We start from the raw sequence: 22302 nt of genomic DNA, 5'->3' as shown, positions 1-22302 counted from the left end.
GGAGCGGGTTAATCGTTTTGATTGAAAATGACGCATAGGAAATAAACTCCATCTAATTGAATTTGTCTTCTCAATATTCTTTGCCTCCATACAACCTTACTTGTTTGGTATTGTAATAATCCATACACCAAATATTAAAAAAGAAAAGAAATCGTTTACAATAAAAAGTATACATGGTATTCTTTACATATGTTGTATACAACGTATGGAAGAGGTGTTTGAAATTAATTTCCCAGTTGACCGTTTACCTTCTTCTTCTAAAGGAGAAGAAGTAGCAAATATTATGAGATTTGAAATAATCTCTGGTGAGTTAGCACAAGGCTTTACGATTTCAGAGAATAGTATAGCGAAGAAATATGATATCAGTAGATCGCCGGCAAGAGAAGCCTTACGTATCCTTCAAAATGAGGGGTTAGTTCGTTTAGAACGAATGGGAGCAGTAATTATTGGATTAACGAAAAAAGATATGGAAGAGATTAATGATGTTAGATTCTTATTAGAAGGCTTTTGTATGAAGACATGTTCAAAACAAGATAACGATTCTCTGTTTGCTTTTCTGAACTATACACTAGAAAAAATGAGAATTTCTTCCATTAGTAATGACTTTTTGGAATTTTCTATTCAGGATATTGCTTTCCATGAAGCAATTATAAAAGCAAGCAACCATACAAGGTTTCTCCATGTATGGAAAGGAATCAAAAATATAGTTACTACTGCTCTTCTTATTGCTACTGAGAAAAGATTAACCATGGAAAAAGATCAAATCGAGTTTTTAATTAAGAAACATGAAGATATTGTAGTGGCTATTAAAAACGGTGATGCAAAGAAAATTGATGAAGCATTAAATATTCATTTTATAGATACAAGAAAAACTGTAATAGAAGGTATTTTTCAAGATGTGAACAAAGAATAGAGGGGGAAGAATATGAAGGCAGGTGTCTATTTAGGGGCTAAACAATTAGCTGTTAAAGAAATGCCATCTCCAACTGTGGAAGACGGAGAGGCTATTGTGAAAGTCTCATATGCTGGAATTTGTGGGACAGATATGATGATTTATTCAGGCTTACATCCCAGAGCGACGACTCCATTGGTGATGGGACACGAGTTTTCGGGAGTAATAGAAGAAATGGAACCTAATGAGAGATTAATAGAGGGAGATAGGGTTGCTATTAATCCTTTAAATTCATGTGGGCGATGTGTAGCTTGTAAATCTGGTCAATACCATGTTTGCGATAACCTGAAGTATATAGGTATCGATATGAATGGTGGCTTTGCTGAGTATGTTAGTGTCCCTATTAAAAACTTAATTCCTCTTCCAGAAACTGTTGAGGATGAGGAAGCAGCTCTAATAGAACCACTTTCTGTGGCAATACATACTGTTCGACGTTCTAAACTTAAAGTTGGTGATAATGTAGTAATTCTCGGTGCAGGACCGATAGGTATGCTAATTGGCATGATTGCCAAAAAAGCTGGTGCTGAACGAATCATCATTTCCGATGTAAGTGACTATAGGTTGCAATTGGCTGAATCTTATGGCTTTCATGCTGTAGACGCTCGTGTTGGTAAAGCAGAGGAAGTAGCGAAAGAACACACAGGCGGAATAGGAGCTGATGTTGTTTTTGAAGTGGCAGGTAATCAAATCACAGCAAATCAAATGATAGACGCTATTAGAACACAAGGAGAAATAGTTGTAGTAAGTGTTTATAAGCAGCCGCCAACAGTTAATTTAGCGGAAATGCACTATAGAGAGATATCCTTAACAACAACACGCTGTTTTACAGCTGAAGACTTTAATAAAGCAATAACACTGTTGAGTGAAAGGGAAGTAGATGTATCAAAGCTAATAAGCCATAAACTCCCATTGGAAGAATTTAATAAGGGTTTTGAGTTAATGACAAGCTCAACAGAATCAATGAAAGTTTTATATTATTCATAAAGGAGATGTTGGACGATGAAGGCATCATTTGATTTACATGATCAGGTAGCTGTCGTTACAGGTGCGACAAGAGGGATTGGAAAAGCTATTGCGATAGGACTTGCAGAGGTAGGGGCTAACATTGCGTTAATTCAACGATCTGGTAATGAAGAAACAAAGCAAGAAATTGAAAAGCTCGGAGTAAAATGTGAAATTTTCAATGGTGACCTTGGCGATTTAGGACGGGTTCGAGAACTGATTCCTGAAGTGAAATCTGTAATGGGATCAGTAGATATCCTTGTTAATAGCGCTGGAATTCAGCGTAGATATCCTGCTGTAGAATTTCCAGAAGAAGAGTGGGATGAAGTTATAAAGGTGAACCTAAAATCTGTTTGGATTTTATGTCAAGAAGCAGGGAAGATAATGACCGAACAAAGGAAAGGCAAAATTATTAATGTTGCGTCCTTAGTCTCTTTTCAAGGCGGTATTCTTGTACCAGCTTATACTGCTGCTAAGGGTGCTGTTGGGCAATTGACAAAAGAATTGGCTAATGAATGGTCTTCTCTTGGAGTGAACGTAAATGCACTTGTTCCTGGTTATTTTGCTACAGATATGAATACAGCACTAATAAATGACCCTGAAAGAAGTAAACAAATTTTAGATAGAATTCCTGCCGGTAGATGGGGAGAACCAGATGATATGAAAGGAGCGGCTGTTTTCTTAGCTTCATCCGCATCAGATTATGTACATGGTCATCTCCTAGCTGTTGATGGTGGTTGGTTGGGGAGATAGAGATAAGTAATGGATATCTAATAGTTGTAAAAGGACGTGAACAAATGAAAAATTTACAGATAAAAGATGTAGAAGTGTTTTTAACAGCTCCAAACAATATTGATTTGGTAGTAGTTAAAGTGAAGACCAATAAAGTGGGGTTATATGGATTAGGATGTGCGACATTTACGCAACGAATTTACCCAGTGAAGCATGCCATTGAGGATTACTTAAAACCTTTTCTTATTGGGAAAGATCCGTCTGAAATAGAAGATATTTGGCAGAGCGCAAATGTTAACGCTTACTGGAGAAATGGCCCAGTAATGAATAACGCCCTTTCTGGAGTCGATATGGCTTTATGGGACATTAAAGGTAAGCTAGCAGATCTACCTGTTTATTCCTTACTAGGAGGAAAGGCAAGAGATGGAGTAGCACTTTACCGTCATGCCGATGGAGCTACATACGAAGAGGTAGAAGCGAATGTCAGGGCGATCATGGACGAAGGCTTTCAATATGTTAGATGTCAAATGGGAATGTATGGTGGAGCAGGTACTAATGATACAGGGTTGATTTCAAAGAAAATGAAGCAGGCAAAGGACTTAGGCGGGAAAAGGTCCCCAGAAAATAGTAGACCTGGTCAATACTTTGATCCTGAAGCATATGCCAAAAAAATCTCTAATTTATTTGAACATTTGAGGTCTACATTAGGAAATAGTGTGGAGTTGATTCATGACATTCATGAAAGAATCCCTGCAATTGAAGCAATTCGCCTTGCTAAGAAATTGGAATCCTATGATTTATTCTATTTAGAGGATCCATTTGCTCCTGAACATACAGAATGGTTGAAAATGTTAAGAGAACAAGTTTCCACTCCTATCGCTATGGGAGAATTATTTAGTCATCCAAATGATTGGAAAAGCTTAATAGTTAACCAACAAATTGACTTTATTCGAGCACATATAAGTGCAATAGGGGGGATCACGCCTGCAAGAAAGCTAGCTGCATTTGGTGAATTGTATGGAGTGAGGACGGCTTGGCATGGACCTGGTGACCTTTCCCCAGTAGGAACTGCAGCAAATATTCATTTGGATTTCGCGATATCCAATTTTGGTATTCAAGAATGGACACCAATGAATGAAGAACTAAAAAGTGTATTTCCAGGTGGACCTGTTGTGAAGAATGGTTATGCCTATGTAACAGATCAACCAGGTTTAGGAATTGACTTCAATGAAGAGGAAGCTAAAAAGTATCCTCCTCACGGAAAATTGCCAGAGTGGACATTAGCAAGAACTCCTGATGGAACTTCGGTAAAACCTTAATAATTTAAAATAAAGGGGTAGACTTATGATCAAAAAAATGATATTTATCCAATTATTGTTCGTGTTAGTTGTATTAAGTGCATGTAGTTCCCAGGCTAATGAGGGCGGGAACGATGAGGAATATATATTACGGATAGGTATTACGCAAAACTCTGAAAATGCTGAATATGAAGGCATTGTTCAGTTTAAAGAGGCTGTTGAAGAAAGAACGGATGGTGCCATTGCAGTAGAGACATATCATAGTGACCAGTTAGCAAGTGTTCCAGATCTAATCGAGCAAGCTTCTGTAGGTACAAGTGTTGGTACTATCACTGATGCGGCACAAATAGGAGATCTTAAGAAGGAGTTTTCTATTATACAGTCACCGTATATGTTTACTGATTATGATGAAATCGAGAAGTTTACTGAAACAGATCTTTATCAACAATGGGTAGAGGAATTTATGGATCAAGGTATCAGGATTCTTTCATTTAACTTCCAATTGGGTGGAAGAAATATAGCAACAATTAATAAGGTTGAATCAGCAGAAGATTTATCAGGAAACGTTATTAGAACAAGTGGAGCAGAAATTGTAAACGCTACAATATCCTCTATGGGAGGGGCTCCTAGTGGTATGCCTTGGACAGAAGCTTATCCAGGACTTGAACAAGGAGTTATAGATGGGGTAGAAGCACATAATTTAGCTATCTATGAATCGAGCATGTATGAAGTGATCAATCATATTGCCAAAACGAACCACTATCAATTAGTCTCAGGATTGATTGTTAGCGCTGATTGGTTTAATAGTTTACCAGAGGAATACCAAACTATCGTGCTGGAAGAAGCTAAAGCTGCAGGAGAAACAGCGTCAGAAATAGCTTTAGAAAAATCTGAGGAATACGAGGAACTGATGACAGAAGCTGGTGTTGAATTTCATGAGGTAGATAGGGCTGAATTTGAGCAATTAACAAATGAAGTTTATCAATCACTAGATATGGAAGAATTAAGGGATGAAGTGCATGGAGTGTTGGAAAAGTGAACGCAAAGGATAGAAGCATATACCAAAAGATAAAGTTAGGCTGGATTAGCTTTGAAACATATTTTACCAATATTATTCTGCTACTACTAGTCGGATTGGTATTTATGGAAGTTATCCTTCGTGCATTTGGAAGCCCTACCACTTGGTCCGTTGGAGTAGCTCAGTTGTTTTTTATCTGGGTTACATTTCTAGGAGCTAATCAGGCGTTGCGTAAAAAAGCACATGTCGGTATCGATGCATTAACACAGTTAGTAAATAAGAAGGTGCGAGTTGCTATCGAAATATTAATGAGTACCTTAATTGTTTTATTTTTAATCTACTTATTGTATTTCGGTACAGAAATGGTTACGTCCAATACTGGGCGAATAATAAGTGGAACCAGTATACGATATTCGTTCATTACATTATCTATACCAGTAGGCAGCTTACTAATGTTAGTAACTGCCTCTGGGCAGATGCTAGCAAAAGTAAAAGAGATAAAAAACTAAATTTGGTGTAGGAGGTGAGACCGTGATATTAATGCTGTTAATTTTTTTCTTGTTACTCTTTTTAAATATGCCCGTTGCCTTTGCTATTGGGATTTCAAGTGCAACATATTTTATCTTATCACCTAACTTACCAAACATTCTTTCTGTACAACAATTTGCAACAGGTACACAATCATTTCCATTGCTGGCTGTTCCCTTTTTTGTGTTAGCAGGACATATTCTTAATGTATCCGGTATTACCAGTCGGTTAATTAAATTCGCGAATATATTGACGGGACACTTAATCGGAGGCTTGGCCCATTGCACTATTGTATTAAGTGCGATGATGGGCGGGATTTCTGGTTCTGCGACAGCCGATGCAGCAATGCAGAGTCGAATCTTAATCCTAGATATGGAAAAAAGAGGTTACTCAAAAGGGTTCTCTATTGGTATTATTGCAGTTAGCTCTTTAATCACAGCCACTATTCCACCTAGTATAGGCCTTATCCTATATGGATTTATTGGCGGAGTATCTATTAATGAATTGTTCATTGCAGGTATAGTACCAGGTATTTTATTGACTATCACACTAATGGTTTCTGTTTATTTTGTAGCCAAAAAGAATGGTTATGACCAAAAGATTGAATATCAAAAACCTTCCTTACGAGAATTAATGAAAAGTTTTAAAGAGTGTTTTTGGGCATTATTATTTCCGGTAATTTTAATTGTCGGGATTCGTTTTGGGATATTTTCTGCTTCTGAGGGGGGAGCTGTAGCAGTTGTTTACGCCATGTTAGTTGGTGCTTTTATACATAAAGAGTTGAATTTACCCAAGTTGAAGAAAGCTTTAAGTGATGCAGTTACCGACAATAGTATGATTATGTTAATTATTGCGGCTGCTTCTATCTTCAGTTATGTGATTGCTTTTGAAAATTTACCAAGGACTATGTCTCAATTCATAACCGGTATCACTGAAGTGCCACTCTTATTATTATTTATTATTCTGTTGTTTGTGTTTATAGCAGGTTTGTTTATGGAGGCAACAGCCAATAACTTGTTGTTGACGCCAATCTTTCTTCCTATTATTGAACAAGCTGGTATCGATCCAGTCCATTTCGGAATATTGATGGTTATTCTTGTAACATTAGGAGGTATGACACCTCCGCTAGGTGTTACCATGTTCGCTGTTCTATCCATTAGTAGAACTACAATTGTAGATTATACCAAAGGGGCTTTTCCATTTCTCTTAGCATCGGTCATTCTCATCGTTTTGATGGCAGTATTTCCGCAAATTATACTCTTTTTACCGGATTTACTCTCCATAAAAAATTAACTATTAGTGGCATATAAGGGGGTAATTTTTTGGATCTTATTACAATAGGAGAAAGTATGGTGTTATTTATACCAGACTCTACTGGTCCACTCCGTTTTGCCGAAAGATTTAGCAGAAAGATAGGCGGGGCAGAATCGAACGTAGCTATAGCGTTAGCACGTTTAGGTCATAAAACCGGATGGATAAGTAAACTAGGTCATGATGAATTTGGGCTATATGTTAGAAATTTCATTAGAAGTGAAGGCGTGGATGTTTCACAAGTTACATTTGATAATGAATTACCTACATCTGTTTTCTTTAAAGAAAGACGTCCTAACTCCGATCCAGCTATTTATTACTATCGAAAGAATTCTGCATTTAGTTCAATAAGTAAACAGGAGTTGGATCATGAATATATAGCAAAGGCCAAATATCTTCATCTGACCGGAATAACACCTGCTTTAAGTGATTCTGCGCAAGAGGCAGTGTTCACCATGTTAAAGCTAGCTAAAGAAAATCGCCAAAAGATAATATTTGATCCAAATGTAAGGTTAAAGTTATGGTCTTCTAAAGCAGCCAGGGAGGTATTAGTAGAAATAGCCAAACAATCTACTATCGTGATGCCTGGACTAGAAGAAGGGCAATTATTAACAAATAAAATAATTCCAGAAGATATTGCCAACGACCTATTAAAATACGAAACAGAAGTTGTAGTGATTAAACTAGGTGAAGAAGGAGCTTTCTATGCGACTCGAAATGAAAGTGCTTACGTATCTGGTTATAAAGTCAGAAATATTGTAGATACAGTGGGAGCAGGGGATGGCTTTGCTGCAGGATTTATTTCGGGTCTTCTTAATGGTTGGAGTTATTCGGAAGCTGTGAAACTTGGAAATAGAATAGGTGCTTACGCATTAGAGGTAGAAGGAGACGTTGAGGGCTATCCACTTCTCGATCAGATTCAATCACAAGGCAATAAACAATTATTACGATAGATTGGGGTGAATCCATTGAATAATAAATTAAGCAATATGCAACACATCCAAAATAATGGACTAGTAGCAATCATTAGAAAAGTCCCACAGGATAAAGTACTCCAACTGGTAGAATCCTTAATTAGAAATGGGATAGACACGCTAGAGGTAACAATTGACGCCCAAGATGCTTTTGAAACTATTAATGAACTAAACAGAAAATTCAGTGATAAAGCATTAATTGGTGCGGGAACAGTGTTGAATGCTTCTTCAGCACAGCAGGCGATAAACAATGGGGCAGAATTTATTGTTAGCCCTTGTTTAAATGTTGATGTAGTTACCGCCACATTGCAAAATGGGAAGTTATCTATGCCTGGTGTTTTCACTCCAACAGAGGCATTAACCGCAATAGAAGGTGGTGCCGATATAGTGAAGGTCTTTCCAGCAAATTCAGTTGGACCTTCCTTTATTTCAAGCTTGAAAGGGCCTTTACCTCAAATCTCTATCATTCCTACTGGTGGAATTGATATAAATAATATAGCTGAATTCGTAAAAGCAGGCTCCTTTGCTGTTGGTTTAGGAGGAAGTTTAGTAGATAAAGCAGCATTGAACAGAGGAGACTTTGCGGAAATTGAAAGGAAAGCAAGTGAGTTTGTTAAGGTTGTAAAGGAAGTAAGACAGCGTTAGTTTTAACTTTTGAAAGATTATATATAGTAAAATATAGGATCAGAGCTACTATTAAGAGGAGGAATACAGTTGTACATTCTATCATCAGCAAAATTGCCAATAGAAAATCAGTTGAAATTAAAAGAAGCTTTCCCAGAAGATACATTCATTTTCTGTGATAATATGCAAGAAGCCAAAGAGTACTTGGAAGAAATGGATATTCTGATTACTTATGGCGAGGATGTATCTGAAGAGGTACTTAGTAATGCCCCACATTTAAAATGGGTTATGGTTATTGCAGCAGGCATTGATAAACTTCCTTTTGAAGAATTACATAAAAGAGGAATCCTCGTAACAAGTGCCAAAGGAATACACAAAGCACCCATGTCAGAATATGTCCTGTTTATGATGTTGTTAACCTATAAACAAGGAAAAGTATTGCTTAATAATGAAAAAAATAAGGTTTGGACCAGAGATATTCATATGGAGGAAATTACGAGGAAAACGATGCTTATTGCTGGTACTGGCGCTCTAGGAGAAGAAATTGCGAAGGTAGCTAAAGCATTTGATATCAAAACAATAGGTGTTTCACGAAGTGGTAAAGCAGTTAGTTACTTTGACCATAATATAACACGAGATGAAATGGACAAATATTTCAGTGAGGTTGACTTCGTTGTCTCTATACTGCCAAGTACACCTGAGACTAAGGGCTTTTTTGAGTATAAGCATTTTGAGTTAATGCCTAATCATACTGTTTTTATTAATATAGGGAGAGGAGACGCAGTTCGAGGTGAGGATATTTTGAAGGCTATTCGTAATAAAGAAATAGCTCATGCTGGTTTAGATGTTTTTGAGACAGAGCCTCTTCCTTTAGATCATCCTTTTTGGGAAGAAGAAAATATAACGGTAACGACCCATTTATCAGGAGTCTCACCACACTATCATAACAGAGCTTTAGATATATTTACTGAGAATTTAAAGGAATATAAGAAAAATGGTAAAGCTTTGCATAACGTAGTAGACACTCTAAAGGGTTACTAGTTATTATTGGATGTCACTTGCCGGATTGTGAAACGCCTTGGTAGGTGGCTTTTTTGCTTGTTGTGTTAGTTTTAGAGACAAATGTAAAAGCGTAAACAGATGATTAAGTTTGTCTTTTTGTCTTTTTTAAAATAGGATTTAGTGCCATATGAAACGCTAGTAAATATGAGGTGCACATATATAATCCCTGTAGGTTTTATAAGAACCAAAATAGCCCCGACATTCCATGAACTTGGTACTTAAAACTGTTATAAGTACCAAATTAGGTGGATAAGTCGAGGGAATGGTACTTATTTAGCCAATGATGGAATAGGCATGGACTTCAAGGTAACCTAATGTAGAGATAATAATATATTTTGTAGCGCCAACTACAATATCTGTGTTATCAATTGTACATTTCTGAGCAAGGTCATTACAAAATGTCATAAAAACAACAATGATACAATGTGGTTTATTTTATCTCTTTTGTTATTGTATCCAAATAAGATGATAGTTACTAATGATTGTAGAGAAATAGAAAAAACTACTACTCTACATAAGTTAATGTATTTTAGGAAGCTCCGAATCTAGACGAAATTCTTCTTAGCTAAGTAGCCTCAAAATTTTTTACATGTTCACATAATGAATGAAACAAAAAAACAAGAACATCAAAGTGGATGTTCTTGTTTTGGTGGGAATCGAGTACATCGTTCAATGTTAATCATTATACCCGTAATGAATCTAATTTATATTGATTCGGATATGCCTGTCCTTTTATTTCTGATGCTTTTCCAGCGGAGCCAACTAGTATCATTTTCTTCTTGGCTAATTCCTTCGCAACATTTTTTGCCTTAGCTAAATATTTTCTAGGATCCAAAGAATCTGGCATTTCTGAAAAATGTTCTTTAATAGCTTCCGAATATGCATTTTTTAATTCTGTCGATACATTCATCTTTGTCATCCCTAATGATATGCATTGTTTTACATCATCTTCAGGTATAGCAGATCCACCATGTAGAACAAGTGGTTCATCGACAAGGTTAGCGATTTCTTCAATACGGTCGAAGTCGATATCCGGGTCACCACTGTAAATGCCGTGTGCTGTTCCGATTGCTGGGGCTAATGTTGGTACACCTGTTCTATGAATAAATTCCTTGCATTCAGTTGGTACTGCTTTTTCTGCATCTTTCTCAGAAACGACTATATCGTCCTCTACACCACCTACTTTTCCAAGTTCAGCTTCTACATTAATATCGATATGTTTTGCAATATCCATCACTTGGTTTGTAAGACGTACATTTTCTTCAAATGGATACATGGAAGCATCAATCATGACAGAAGTGTAACCTGCACGAATGCACTGAATGATTACTTCTATATCTGTACAATGATCTAAGTGAAGTGCCATTGGAATATCATATTTTTCAGATGCTGCAAGTGCTGTTTTTACAATACTATCAGGTCCTAAATTTTGAACTGTTCCAACAGTTGTTTGAATAATAACAGGTGCATCTATCTCCGCTGCTGCTTCGGCAACTGAGTAAAGCATATCGAATGAGTGAACATTAAAAGCGACAATTCCATAACCGGACTTTCTAGCTTCTTGTAGCATTGGTGTGGATGATACGAGTGTCATATGATTCTCCCCCTAGGTAAATTTATTATGCAAATGCTCCTGAGAGCTCTTCCATTACAGTTGTTGTGTTTTCAGCTTGTGCTAGTGCTTCACGTTTTTCTTCATGAATTAACATTCTTGAAATAGAAGCTAGTGCTTGAATGTGTGTCGTACCTGCTTCTTGTTTTGGGATTAATAGCGCGATAAAGAAGGTAGCTGGTTTCCCATCTAAAGCATTCCATTCTATCCCAGCGTTCGAAGATACAACAATGATTGCAGGTCGTTTAATGGTATCGACTTGTGCGTGTGGAATCGCGAATCCGTCTTGAAAGCCTGTTGTACTCTCTTGTTCACGTTTCAGTAATCCATCTATTACCTCATCAGGATCTGAAGCAACCCCTTGTTCAACAGCAATCGTTGCGATTAGTCGGAATACTTCTTCCTGTGTTGTCAGTTTTTGTTTTAGTTTGATTTGATTGATATCAAGCAATGTGTTGTCCATCTTCTTCATCACCTTTCGTTTGTTGATCTTTTAAATAACTACGTTTTTTATAAAAGCCATAGATTAATGCCCCAACTATGGAACCTGCTAATATAGCAATTACCCATTGTATAGCTCCTGTTACGACTGGTAATACAAGGAATCCACCATGTGGAGCTGGAACTTCAATGTTCATCATATATGTCAGAATAGCGGATACAGAGGAACCAATCATTAATATTGGAATTACAACAATAGGGTTTTTGGCTGCAAATGGGATGGCACCTTCTGTAATATGAGTAGATCCAAGAATAAAGTTAACTCCACCAGCATTGCGCTCGGCTTGATTAAAATATTTTTTGAAAAATAGCGTTGCAAATGCTGTAATAAGTGGTGGTGTAATACAAGCAGCAGATACACCTGCCATAAAGTAGTAGTTACCTTCTCCAAGTAAAGCCGTACCTGTTACATAGGCCGCTTTATTGACAGGACCACCCATGTCAAAGGCACTCATAGCGCCAACAATTACACCAAGTAAAATTGGGTTAGCATTCTGGAAATTGCTTAAGAAAGTTATCATGCCTTCATTTATTGTTGTCATTGGTTCTACTAGTAAAGTCATGATCACACCGACTAACAGGATACCAATTAAAGGATATAAAAAGATCGATTTCAATCCGTTTAGAGATTTTGGCATCTTTTCTAGTAGCTTCCCTAGTAAGACAATAATAAAACCACCAAGGAAACCAGCGGCAATACCTCCTAGGAATCCAGCTCCGCCATTACTTGCAATCAGACCACCGATAAAACCAACTACCATTCCTGGTCGCTTAGCGATAGACTCGGCGATAAATGCTGCCAGTATTGGCACCATCATTTGAAAGGCAAGCCCTCCAATGTCATTTAAAGTGGCTGCAATAGGGCTATAACTCTGATGGCCTGGTTCAGCAGAATGTATACCGAATAAAAATGATAGTGCTATCAAAACCCCGCCACCTACGACAAATGGAAGCATGTGGGAAACACCGTTCATCAGATGTTTGTAAATGGTATGAGCTAATGAATGATTACTTTTTTGTGATGCATTTTCGTCTTCTTCGGTGGTATTACTTTTCTTTGCTTTGAATACGGTTGCTTTCCCGTCAATAATTGTTTGAATTAATTGTTCAGCTTCATGAATACCTTTTGCGACTGTTACTTCTACTGTTGGTTTTCCATGGAAACGATACGTATAGACATCTTTATCAGCTGCAACGATGATCCCGTCAGCTTCAGCAATATCTTTTTTGGTAAGCTCATTTTCAACTCCGACTTGGCCATGTGTTTCTACTTTAATGTCGACCCCAAGCTTCTTTGCTGCTTTCTTTAAAGCTTCTTCTGCCATAAAAGTATGTGCTATACCTGTTGGACAACCTGTTGCTGCGACAATTTTAATTTTAGCCATATAAGCTCTCCTCCTTTAATTCCTGTATGTCAATATCTGGTATAAGTGCTTCCATATGTGAAAGGCTACAAAGTCCTTTACTGAAAGCTGTAGCTGCTCCTGCAGCAGAGGCATAGATTAAAGCATCTTCTAACGAATGCTGAAGTTCTAACTTCCCAATGAAAGTACTTAACATAGCATCACCTGCGCAAGCCGTATTTACTACTTGTCCTTTAGCCGAGCTTACTTTCACAATCCGTTGAGAAGAAGTGTAAATGGCTCCTTTTTCTCCTCTAGAAATGAGTACTTGCTGAGCTCCCATTTTCAAAAGTTTATTACTTAGTTCGATGATTTTCTTCTCATTGAGATCTGCTGGTGATAATTGAAAAAAAGAAGCAAGTTCGTCTTCATTAGGTTTAATTAGTAATGGTTCATATTTCAAGCAATCTAATAAAGCAAGTGAACTAATATCTAAAATTAGTTTAATCTTTTTTTGATGGCATATGTCGGCGATATGGATATAAAAATCATCTTCGATACCTCTCGGTAAACTACCTGAGACAAATAGTGTACTGTTAGCTGGTATATTCTTGATGTTGTCGAGCATTTCTGTCCTTTTCGCCTTAGATATCAGTGGCCCTTTGTTGACAATTTTGTATTCTTGATCTGCGTTAGCGAATAGATTGATTCTCGTAATCCCTTCTACATAAACCATTGTTGTGTTAATGGAAAGCTTCTGTAGTTCTTGTTCGATAAATTCTCCAGTAAAACCTCCGATAAAGCCCATGGCAGTATTAGTAATTCCAAACTTACTGAGCATAAACGATACATTAATTGCTTTGCCGTTTGGCTGATAGTCTTCTTCAGATGTTCGATTCACGACGTTTGGTTTTAACTGGTCTAATCCAACATACAGATCAATAGCTGGATTTGGTGTTAATGTATATATCATGTGCTCACCTACCTTGTTGTCTTGTTAATTTCATTATGACACAGGATGTGTTGTAAATGTTTTCAGGATATGTAAAGGTTTTCGCTTGTTGTAAAAGAAAAAAACTTGGCGTATTTGCCAAGTTTTATAGCATTCGTATTGCATATGCGTCTAACAATATTCTGGAGATAACGCTCAAAGGTAAACGAGAACGAACCTCATAATCCGGAAAATAGGACTGGGCCCCTTTATAGCCAACAAACGTCATCTCTGACATCTGCCCAAGACTGGATTCCATTCTTGTTGTGAGAGTGATGGTGGTAATTTGTCTAATATTTAAGTTTTTACAAGCCTCTACTAATTCCTCTGTTTCGCCATTTAGTGAAACAAAAATAGCTATCTCATTGGGTTGTATACTTCTTGATTTTATTCGGATAATATTCGGGTCAGTATGTTCCTCACAATTTTTCCCCATTAGCTGTAGTTTGATCGTCATTTCTTTTGCAATCATTTCAGAGAACCCACGACCAAATACGAAAATTTTCTCCGCATCATGGATCTTTTGGACAGCATCTTCAATTTGCCCAATACTTTGTAATTGAATCGTTTTAATAACTTCATGCTCATTCTTTTGAATAGCGTGTTTAATCTTCTGATCAATATTTTCCATTTCATTGTTTTCGTCAGACAGCTTCACTTTTTCTTTTAGACTGTATTTAAATGAAGTATAGCCGTCATATCCTATTTTTTTCATGAGTCTTACGATGGTAGCTGTCGATACATTAGCATGTTCACTTAATTTGACAATCGACATAGATGAAATTTCATCTAAGTGATTATGCATATATTCGAGTAAATATTTTTCTGTATCACTTAATGTTTTGTAAGTGTTAGCTGGAATATCAAATAATATGTTGTTCATGAGTTAACCTCCTTACGTTTTAGATACCATTTAATACGGTGCTAATCTTCTGCAAGGCTCCTCACTTCAAGTTGCAAGTAACACGAGAAAGCTAAGCGCGGAGAACGGGAAAATAACACCCTGATAAGTATCAATGATCAGATAGGAACAAAAACGCTCTACTGATCCATAATCTCAACTTTATAGAAAAGGACACTGCTCCTTTCAGTAAACATTACAGAGTTTTACATTGATAAAAGGATAATATATTTCTAATTGAATCATGTTAATGGAAAGAATGGAAGCAGATAGCACCATTTATCAGGAAGGACCTATAAGTAGTGTATTATTTTCTTGAAAAGCATAGTTGACAATAAGCAAATTAATACCTATGTCTATTCATCGATGGTATCGTTTTTATCACCACTCTTTCATTTTGCACTGTAATGCTATTCTTTCTGTTAAATGAAAAGGTTATTGATGCAATCGGTCATTTTATTCCATTGGTATTTAGTAAAACTTAACTTTAAAAATCAGAGCTTTTAAAGTTAGCACAAACAAAATAATAGAATCCCCAGAAAAAGCGCTTGCATTTCGGGGGATATCTGTTACTATTAAGTTAGTTAGATTTTAAAACAAACTAACCTAGGAAATTTTAGTTAGGAGTAATATATATGGAAAACAATTCTGTAAGTAAATTTGATGTGATTAAAAAGATTAATCGTTCCTTAGTTCTAGACAGAATAAAATCAACAGAAATGATTAGTCGTACTGAAATTGCGAAGGATTTGAAATTGAGCAAGGCTACTGTGTCTGCCGTTGTGGAAGAACTATTAGCAAGGCAACTTGTAGAAGAAGTAGGAAAGGGTGAATCTACCCAACGTGGTGGAAGAAGAAGATCTATGCTTCGTTTTAACCCGAGGTCCAAAATCGGGATTGGTGTGGATATAGGAGGTTCGAAAATTCAAATCATCATGACTGATTTAATTGGCGATCAAGTATATGAAAAAAGAGTACAAGCAACCAATAATCTTGAAGAGATTATTGAGCTTATTGAAATAGCCATTATCGAATCTAAAGTAGACAGAGAACAAATTATTGCTTTAGGAGCAGGAGTACCAGGATTCACCAATCCTGAAACTGGTATTGTGTTTGATGCACCAGCATTACAATGGAATAATATAAACGTTCGAGAATCCCTGCAAAACGCTTTTCCTTTTCCCGTATTTATCAATAATGATGTGAATTGTGCCGCACTTGGAGAAAGATGGCTAGGATCAGGTGATAAAAGTGATGATATGTTTTTTATCGCTATTGGAACAGGTATAGGGAGTGCCATTATTTCAAATGGAAAGCTAGTATATGGAGCAGATTATAAAAGCGGTGAGATCGGTTATCAAATTTCAAAAGAAGATATTCGATCCGGATACAAAAGTAAGCCTGGTGTGTTTGGTTTGTTCGAGCAAAAAGCATCTGGTGAAGGATTAAGATCAGCAGACTATACAGCAAAAGAATTATTCAGAGAATACGAGAATCAACATCCACAAGCAGTTGAGATTATTAATAACTTTATCGATGAAATAGTTGTTGTAATTGTAAATAGCATTAACTTATTAAATCCCGAAAAGGTCATTATAGGAGGTGGTGTATCGGAATCTATGGAAACAGTTTTACCTCATATTCAAAGATTGGTCAATGAACTAACACCAATTAAAACTAAAATCGAATTAGCAAGCTTGAGTAGTATGGCAGGTGCGATCGGGGCAGTCAATTACGCTTATCAGGAATTAGAGGAAAATAATCTTTTGTAAAAGGAACGTAATAAGTATTTTCACATACTTATTACCCTTACAGGAAATGAAAGCGATTAATTATTGATGATTAATGGGAGGAATAAATAATGAAAAAGAAAATTTATTTATTGTCTTTGGTTCTTGGACTTTTTATCTTATTATCCGCATGCTCTAACAATAGTGATAGTACTACCTCAGATGAGGAAGATAAAGAAGGTGAAGAGGGAGTTACTTTGGATGTTATCTGGTTTAGTGATGGTAATGAGGGAGAGGTGTTTAAAGAAATAACAGACAAATATACAGAAGAAAACCCCAATATTAAGTTTAACATTATTGACACACCGTATGACGATCTATTGACGAGAATCAGAACAAGAGTATCAGGCGGAGACGCACCTGACTTGGCTAGAATTTCAGGTGTCAATCATGTCCAAGAGGTCTTGTTAGATTTATCGCCTTATTTAGAAGATAAACAGGCTTTTTTGGATCAATTTGTGGATGTTGCGATACCAACGGTTGAAAGAGACGATAAAATTCTTGGTATTCCAACTGATGTAACAGCTCATGGATTATTTTATAACAAAGAACACTTCGAACAAGCAGGAGTAGAGGTTCCACAATCTGCTGAGGATGTATGGGATTGGGAGGAATTTCAGCAGGCTTTGACTCTAGTGAAAGAAAATAGTGATGCACGTTTTGCTTTAGCATATGACTTGTCACCTTCAAGATACTCTACATTAATCTATCAAAATGGTGGAAGTATATTCTCTGAAGATCAACAATCATTAGTAATTAACAATCCGGAATCAGTAGGTGCACTGGAATATTTTAAAGATCTGCATGATCAAGAGTTAATTCCTAGTTCTATTTGGTTGGGGGGAGAAAATCCAAATTCTTTGTTTAGATCGGGCCAAGCAGCAATGCATTTCTCTGGTAATTGGAATATCCAAAGCTATGAAGAAAATGCCGACTTTGAGTGGGGGGTTACCTATATGCCAGAAGGTTCGCAACGGTCTTCAGTGGCTGGTGGTAAACAAATGGTAGGGTTTAATGATTCAGAACATAAAGATGCAGTTGCTGACTTTTTACTATATTTTGCATCACAAGAAGTGAATGCTGAATTCGTAGAAAAATCATCTTTCCTAAGTACTCGTGTAGACAATGCGCAATTAGATTATGAAGTTAGAAGTGAGGAAATGAAAGTATTTGCGGATGAGTTAGCAGTTACCTCTCAACTTCCAACATTAGATTGGGAGAATCCTAATATGCCGTCATTTGAGACTTTGATAACAGAAAATGTCCAGAAAGTTTTATCTGGAGATATAGAACCACAAGAAGCGATGGATGATGTGGTAGATAATGTAGAATTAGAAGATTAGTAGCAAGATGTACGGTTAAGAAATATGCTTTTCTATCAGAAAAGCATATTTCTAAATACTAGCTGAGAGATTGCAAGCGTTAGGAGATGAAATTTATGAAAACACGCTCGTGGGTTCCATATGCATTTCTTCTACCAAATATGCTGATCTTTGGTATATTTGTTGGTTTACCTGCCATATATGGGGTGTACTATTCTTTTACAGAATGGGATGGTATTTCAAGTCCTGTATTTGTCGGATTGGAAAACTTTCGTCAAATTCTGACGGATTCAAACTTTTGGGATATGCTAAAACGTACATTTATTTATGTCGTCTTAGTCGTGCCTTTTACGGTAATTAGTGCCCTCGGGTTAGCGTGGCTATTAACAAGGAAGATTAAATTCACCAATTTTTTTAGGACCATTTTCTATTTACCTGTGATGATTTCTTTCATTGTAGTAGGGCTAATGTGGAACTGGATATTACAAGTAGACACTGGATTAATTAATTATCTTCTTTCCTTGATATCAATTGATCCTGTTAATTGGTTATTAGACCCAATCATGGCGAACCTATCCGTCATTATTGTAACAATATGGGCACGTGTAGGTTTCTTTATGGTAATTTTTATAGCAGGTTTACAAAATATTTCACCGACTCTTTATGAAGCAGCTGATATTGATGGTGCAAGCGGCAGGGTAAAATTTTTCAAGATAACGGTACCTATGTTAAAACCGATAACATTGCTAGTGATTATTCTTAGCTTTATTGAATTCTTTAAAACGTTTGCGTTAGTTGTTTCCTTAACGGGAGGCGGTCCAATTAATTCGACCAAATATTACGTGCAATATACGTATGATGTAGGTTTCAACCAAGGTGAGTTCGGAGTTGGTAGTGCACTTTCATTGATATTGTTTATCATCATGGCAGTTATTACTTTGATTCAATGGAAGATCAGTGATGGGGGGCGTGTATAACAATGACACAAAATAAAAAATCCCAATGGCTCATTTATACCATATTAATTATATTGTCCGTATTCATGCTTTTTCCAGTTTTATGGGTGTTAAGTTCCTCTCTAAAATCCGGTACAGAGTTGTTTTCTTGGCCACCAACGATCTTTCCGAATGATATTACGTTTGAGAATTACATTAGTGCTTTCAAAGAGGCAAATTTTGGTCGTTATTTGTTTAACACCATATTTGTTACGATAGTGGCTACCGCTCTTACACTAATCATTAACACGATGTCTGGCTATGCTTTAGCAAAGTTCCGGTTTAAAGGGAGTACATTCATACTGATCTTATTTTTATCTACTTTAATGATTCCCTTAGAGGCACTAATGATTCCTATGTTTGTCGTTCTAAAAACATTAGGATTATATAATTCGATATGGGGGATTATTATTCCACCAGCAGCAACTCCAACTGGCGTGTTTCTGATTAGACAATATATTCTTTCATTACCAGATGAAATGATTGAAGCAGCAAAAATGGACGGTGCCAATGAATGGCAAGTTTTTATGAAGGTAATTATTCCATTATCTGCTCCTGTTATTGCAACGCTCACCATTTTCTCTGTAATGTGGCGCTGGCAGGATTATATATGGCCATTAATTGCTATTTCAGATACAAGGTTGTATACATTAGAGTTAGCAATTGCTAACTTCGTTGGAGAGTATTCGGTTGATTGGGGACCGCTTTTAGCAATGGCAGTTGTCACAATGGTACCTATGATTATCGTTTTCTTATTTTTTCAACGCTTCTTTGTGCAGGGAATTATGGCTGCAGGTGTCAAAGAATAGGGGGATATGATGAATAAATTGACATATTCTTTAAAACAAGGTGAGTCATTAAATCGATGGTTGCTTCTCGAAATGCTAGAAACCAAGAAGCAATTTGACCAGTCAACCCAAGAGGGAAATATTAATGATTGGTTGTTGAAGGGACACGCTATTCATGAATTTCCAGGCAAAAAACAATTTTTAAAAGAGCGGAGTTTTCAAGAGCCAATTGTAACGGATTCTACTAACATATTTCCAGGAGCAGTGCAAATCTATAAAGATGTTCCTAAACAATGGTTGATTTACATGCCATTTGGTAATCCGTTGGTTGAAAAAGAAGGTTTTTGGAATGTTCCTACCCACCTTGAATCAAGGGCATATACGGAAATTAATTGCGAAGTAGAGGGGGAGTATCGCTTTTCATTAGCTACATGTGGCGGGTTAAAAATATGGGTGAATAATTATCCAGAAGTTCATTTTGAACCTTTTACACGTAATCAATTAACTTATACTTCCATCCATTTGCCATTGAAAAAAGGTAACAATAAAATAGAAGTTTATTTTGATGACCTTGCAGAACGAGATACAAAATTCTCATTTAGGTTGGATTACTTGGGTAAAGATGAGTTAGAAATTCAACTGCCGATTGGAAATTATTCTGCTACTGAAATTATCCATTTAGAACAATTGTTGGAAGGAGCTTATTTTCCAGTTGATACTTTCAAAAGTGGTAATGTTGTGTTGCAATTTGATCGTATCGTTGAACAACACTTTTCGTTGCAAGCTACTATGCAAGTGGAAAGGTGTGTAAAGCAAATCATTCAATGTGATGTGAAGCAGGGAAGTACAGAGGTAGTGCTGGGGGATATTTATAATTTTCAAATTGGTTACACAGCAATAGAAATGGAGATTATGGTTGGCGATATTTGCATAACAAAGCATTTTGGAATTGAAATATATTCTGAAGTTTATTTGAAATTACAAACAGATCATATCGAGGATAGAAAAAGAATGGCCTTAGATTTTACCTCTTTACACGGTGAACCCAATATGCATAAACTGCTTTCAATTTTGTATTGTAGTGAGGACATTGGCTCATATGAGATAAATCCGAAAATGTTTCATGAAATATTGGAAGGTGAAATGAAGAAAATCAATGAACGTAGCGATTGTAGTGACTTTAGCTTAATCATGTTTTTTAGATTTCTACGTGATTACCATAAGAGTGATATCGTCACAGCAAAAACAATTGATCAAATCAAGCAAATGATCCTTCATTTTAGATATTGGATGGATGAGCCGGGTAATGATGTCATGTGGTTTTTTAGTGAAAATCACGCACTTATGTTCCATACATGTGAAATACTCGCCGGTCAAATGTTTCCAGATGAACATTTCACAAATGCTGGAATTTCAGGGAGGGAGCATTATCAAAGAGGAGAGGCAAGGTTGCATGCATGGTTTGAACGATTTTTTAATGAAGGATTATCCGAATGGAACTCAGCTCCTTATATACCAATTAATGTTATAGGATTAACTACCTTATATGATCTCATTGATTCCAGTGTGTTGAAAACTTATGCAAAAAGAGCATTGGATCAAATTTTTAAATGGCTTGCGCTTAACAGTTACCAAGGGTTTTTAACATGTTCACAAGGACGTGTATATGAGAAAGAGTTAAAAGGAAATTACAATACTCAAACTACTAGTTTGGCTTGGCTTGCTTGGGGAGAAGGAGCGCTTAATTATTCAACATTTGGTTCTGTTGCTTTATCTCTTTCTGATTATATTCCACCTGTGAAATATTCAAAATTTTTGTCTGTTCCTAATGGCAATGCTCTTTCGTATCTTCATAAACAAGGTCCAGATGATTTCGCTAACCTGTACACATATAAAACCTCCGCATATATGCTTTCTTCTGCTTTACATTTTAAACCAGGAGAAAAGGGTTATCAGGAGCATGTATTACAAGCGAGTATTGGTCCAGAAGCGAATGTATGGGTTAATCATCCAGGAGAAAAATCGGTTCAGAGTAGTGGCAGACCTAGTTACTGGGCAGGGAATGGATATTTGCCTAAAGTAGCTCAATATAAATCCATCGCATTTGCCATATTTAACATCGAAGAGGAACATGATGTAGATTTTACTCATGCTTATACACCTTTATTTGCTTTTGACTTTTCGAAGATAGTTGATAAGTGGATTTTTTTACAAAAAGGTAATAGTTACATTGGCTTATTCGCTCAGAATGGAATACAACTTGTTGGAGAGGGTATGAATAAAAATCGCGAGGTTATTTCTCCCGGGAGAAATAACCTGTGGATAGTACGGATGGGATCTAGCGAAGAATTTGGTAGTTTTGATACTTTTCAGCGTATGCTGATCGAGGGAAAGATGGAGATAAGTGATAAACAAGAAATCTATTGGATAGATCCTCATATAGGAACATGTTCATTTAGTTGGGATGAGGATCTAAAAGTAAATGATACAAAGATGACAATACAATCTAGAACAATAGATGGAAAGATTAATTTTTATTAATAGGAGAGGTGTCTTTA

General features: G+C 36.5%; 20 protein-coding genes. 15 read left to right on the top strand and 5 right to left on the bottom strand.

The genetic code is table 11. The features are described from left to right. Positions 1 to 205: 205 nt before the first annotated feature. From ACTNEP_RS09575 to ACTNEP_RS09530, 10 genes are all read left to right on the top strand, one after another. The gene (locus ACTNEP_RS09575; protein ID WP_441161681.1) at positions 206 to 913 is read left to right on the top strand and encodes a GntR family transcriptional regulator; all 708 of its coding nucleotides are present in this window, start codon (positions 206 to 208) and stop codon (positions 911 to 913) included. Positions 914 to 925: 12 nt separating this feature from the next. Continuing rightward, the gene (locus ACTNEP_RS09570) at positions 926 to 1936 is read left to right on the top strand and encodes a zinc-dependent alcohol dehydrogenase (RefSeq protein ID WP_441161679.1); all 1011 of its coding nucleotides are present in this window, start codon (positions 926 to 928) and stop codon (positions 1934 to 1936) included. Between the two features lie 15 nt (positions 1937 to 1951). Continuing rightward, positions 1952 to 2707, top strand: a complete 756-nt coding sequence (locus ACTNEP_RS09565) for an SDR family oxidoreductase (RefSeq protein WP_441161678.1) — start codon at positions 1952 to 1954, stop codon at positions 2705 to 2707. Positions 2708 to 2751: 44 nt separating this feature from the next. Next, entirely contained in the window at positions 2752 to 4005 is a 1254-nt protein-coding gene (locus tag ACTNEP_RS09560; protein WP_441161676.1) for an enolase C-terminal domain-like protein, read from the top strand. A gap of 25 nt (positions 4006 to 4030) precedes the next feature. Beyond that, positions 4031 to 5023 (top strand): C4-dicarboxylate TRAP transporter substrate-binding protein, encoded by a 993-nt coding sequence (locus tag ACTNEP_RS09555; RefSeq protein WP_441161675.1) that lies wholly within the window; start codon positions 4031 to 4033, stop codon positions 5021 to 5023. Then, a complete protein-coding gene (locus tag ACTNEP_RS09550; RefSeq protein WP_441161674.1) occupies positions 5020 to 5511 on the top strand; it encodes a TRAP transporter small permease in 492 nt (163 codons plus the stop codon). Before ACTNEP_RS09555 ends, ACTNEP_RS09550 begins: the two co-directional genes overlap by 4 nt. 31 nt (positions 5512 to 5542) lie before the next feature. Beyond that, positions 5543 to 6823 (top strand): TRAP transporter large permease, encoded by a 1281-nt coding sequence (locus ACTNEP_RS09545; RefSeq protein WP_441161822.1) that lies wholly within the window; start codon positions 5543 to 5545, stop codon positions 6821 to 6823. 29 nt (positions 6824 to 6852) lie between these two features. Then, positions 6853 to 7794, top strand: a complete 942-nt coding sequence (locus ACTNEP_RS09540; protein ID WP_441161673.1) for a sugar kinase — start codon at positions 6853 to 6855, stop codon at positions 7792 to 7794. Between the two features lie 15 nt (positions 7795 to 7809). Beyond that, positions 7810 to 8460 carry a bifunctional 4-hydroxy-2-oxoglutarate aldolase/2-dehydro-3-deoxy-phosphogluconate aldolase gene (locus ACTNEP_RS09535; RefSeq protein WP_441161672.1) on the top strand — a complete coding sequence of 217 codons (651 nt, stop codon included), beginning with the start codon at positions 7810 to 7812 and terminating at the stop codon, positions 8458 to 8460. Positions 8461 to 8529: 69 nt separating this feature from the next. After that, a complete protein-coding gene (locus ACTNEP_RS09530) occupies positions 8530 to 9480 on the top strand; it encodes a D-2-hydroxyacid dehydrogenase (protein ID WP_441161671.1) in 951 nt (316 codons plus the stop codon). 703 nt (positions 9481 to 10183) lie between these two features. On the opposite strand, the gene ACTNEP_RS09525 is transcribed toward ACTNEP_RS09530, so the two are convergent. From ACTNEP_RS09525 to ACTNEP_RS09505, 5 genes are all read right to left on the bottom strand, one after another. Further along, positions 10184 to 11095, bottom strand: coding sequence for a class II fructose-bisphosphate aldolase (locus tag ACTNEP_RS09525; RefSeq protein ID WP_441161670.1), 912 nt, complete (start codon positions 11093 to 11095; stop codon positions 10184 to 10186). A 25-nt stretch (positions 11096 to 11120) separates the two neighbouring features. Next, on the bottom strand, positions 11121 to 11576 hold the full coding sequence (locus ACTNEP_RS09520; RefSeq protein WP_441161669.1) for a PTS sugar transporter subunit IIA: 456 nt from the start codon (positions 11574 to 11576) through the stop codon (positions 11121 to 11123). Next, on the bottom strand, positions 11557 to 12999 hold the full coding sequence (locus ACTNEP_RS09515; RefSeq protein WP_441161667.1) for a PTS fructose transporter subunit IIC: 1443 nt from the start codon (positions 12997 to 12999) through the stop codon (positions 11557 to 11559). The genes ACTNEP_RS09520 and ACTNEP_RS09515 overlap by 20 nt, the downstream gene beginning before the upstream one ends. Further along, positions 12992 to 13930 (bottom strand): 1-phosphofructokinase, encoded by a 939-nt coding sequence (pfkB, locus tag ACTNEP_RS09510; RefSeq protein ID WP_441161666.1) that lies wholly within the window; start codon positions 13928 to 13930, stop codon positions 12992 to 12994. Before pfkB ends, ACTNEP_RS09515 begins: the two co-directional genes overlap by 8 nt. A 124-nt stretch (positions 13931 to 14054) precedes the next feature. Next, on the bottom strand, positions 14055 to 14831 hold the full coding sequence (locus tag ACTNEP_RS09505; protein ID WP_441161665.1) for a MurR/RpiR family transcriptional regulator: 777 nt from the start codon (positions 14829 to 14831) through the stop codon (positions 14055 to 14057). Between the two features lie 653 nt (positions 14832 to 15484). Between ACTNEP_RS09505 and ACTNEP_RS09500 the strand changes: the two genes are divergently transcribed. From ACTNEP_RS09500 to ACTNEP_RS09480, 5 genes are all read left to right on the top strand, one after another. Then, positions 15485 to 16621, top strand: a complete 1137-nt coding sequence (locus ACTNEP_RS09500) for an ROK family transcriptional regulator (RefSeq protein WP_441161664.1) — start codon at positions 15485 to 15487, stop codon at positions 16619 to 16621. A gap of 89 nt (positions 16622 to 16710) precedes the next feature. Then, on the top strand, positions 16711 to 17982 hold the full coding sequence (locus ACTNEP_RS09495; protein WP_441161663.1) for an ABC transporter substrate-binding protein: 1272 nt from the start codon (positions 16711 to 16713) through the stop codon (positions 17980 to 17982). Between the two features lie 95 nt (positions 17983 to 18077). After that, complete coding sequence (locus tag ACTNEP_RS09490; protein WP_441161661.1) at positions 18078 to 18938, top strand: carbohydrate ABC transporter permease; 861 nt, start codon at positions 18078 to 18080, stop codon at positions 18936 to 18938. A 2-nt stretch (positions 18939 to 18940) separates the two neighbouring features. Continuing rightward, a complete protein-coding gene (locus tag ACTNEP_RS09485; RefSeq protein WP_441161660.1) occupies positions 18941 to 19765 on the top strand; it encodes a carbohydrate ABC transporter permease in 825 nt (274 codons plus the stop codon). Positions 19766 to 19774: 9 nt separating this feature from the next. Beyond that, entirely contained in the window at positions 19775 to 22285 is a 2511-nt protein-coding gene (locus ACTNEP_RS09480; protein WP_441161658.1) for a hypothetical protein, read from the top strand. Positions 22286 to 22302 lie beyond the last annotated feature (17 nt).

Source organism: Gracilibacillus sp. HCP3S3_G5_2, from assembly GCF_052063305.1.
Classification (GTDB): domain Bacteria; phylum Bacillota; class Bacilli; order Bacillales; family Amphibacillaceae; genus Gracilibacillus.
Note: the sequence above shows the minus strand (reverse complement) of the source record. Positions and strands in the feature narration are given on the sequence as shown.

What these genes read in the sequence shown, in the direction of transcription:
- ACTNEP_RS09575 (WP_441161681.1), top strand. Translation starts at nt 206, where the DNA reads ATGGAAGAGGTGTTTGAAATTAATTTCCCAGTTGACCGTTTACCTTCT.
- ACTNEP_RS09570 (WP_441161679.1), top strand. Translation starts at nt 926, where the DNA reads ATGAAGGCAGGTGTCTATTTAGGGGCTAAACAATTAGCTGTTAAAGAA.
- ACTNEP_RS09565 (WP_441161678.1), top strand. Translation starts at nt 1,952, where the DNA reads ATGAAGGCATCATTTGATTTACATGATCAGGTAGCTGTCGTTACAGGT.
- ACTNEP_RS09560 (WP_441161676.1), top strand. Translation starts at nt 2,752, where the DNA reads ATGAAAAATTTACAGATAAAAGATGTAGAAGTGTTTTTAACAGCTCCA.
- ACTNEP_RS09555 (WP_441161675.1), top strand. Translation starts at nt 4,031, where the DNA reads ATGATCAAAAAAATGATATTTATCCAATTATTGTTCGTGTTAGTTGTA.
- ACTNEP_RS09545 (WP_441161822.1), top strand. Translation starts at nt 5,543, where the DNA reads ATGCTGTTAATTTTTTTCTTGTTACTCTTTTTAAATATGCCCGTTGCC.
- ACTNEP_RS09525 (WP_441161670.1), bottom strand. Translation starts at nt 11,095, where the DNA reads ATGACACTCGTATCATCCACACCAATGCTACAAGAAGCTAGAAAGTCC.
- ACTNEP_RS09520 (WP_441161669.1), bottom strand. Translation starts at nt 11,576, where the DNA reads ATGGACAACACATTGCTTGATATCAATCAAATCAAACTAAAACAAAAA.
- ACTNEP_RS09515 (WP_441161667.1), bottom strand. Translation starts at nt 12,999, where the DNA reads ATGGCTAAAATTAAAATTGTCGCAGCAACAGGTTGTCCAACAGGTATA.
- pfkB (WP_441161666.1), bottom strand. Translation starts at nt 13,930, where the DNA reads ATGATATATACATTAACACCAAATCCAGCTATTGATCTGTATGTTGGA.
- ACTNEP_RS09505 (WP_441161665.1), bottom strand. Translation starts at nt 14,831, where the DNA reads ATGAACAACATATTATTTGATATTCCAGCTAACACTTACAAAACATTA.
- ACTNEP_RS09500 (WP_441161664.1), top strand. Translation starts at nt 15,485, where the DNA reads ATGGAAAACAATTCTGTAAGTAAATTTGATGTGATTAAAAAGATTAAT.
- ACTNEP_RS09495 (WP_441161663.1), top strand. Translation starts at nt 16,711, where the DNA reads ATGAAAAAGAAAATTTATTTATTGTCTTTGGTTCTTGGACTTTTTATC.
- ACTNEP_RS09490 (WP_441161661.1), top strand. Translation starts at nt 18,078, where the DNA reads ATGAAAACACGCTCGTGGGTTCCATATGCATTTCTTCTACCAAATATG.
- ACTNEP_RS09485 (WP_441161660.1), top strand. Translation starts at nt 18,941, where the DNA reads ATGACACAAAATAAAAAATCCCAATGGCTCATTTATACCATATTAATT.
- ACTNEP_RS09480 (WP_441161658.1), top strand. Translation starts at nt 19,775, where the DNA reads ATGAATAAATTGACATATTCTTTAAAACAAGGTGAGTCATTAAATCGA.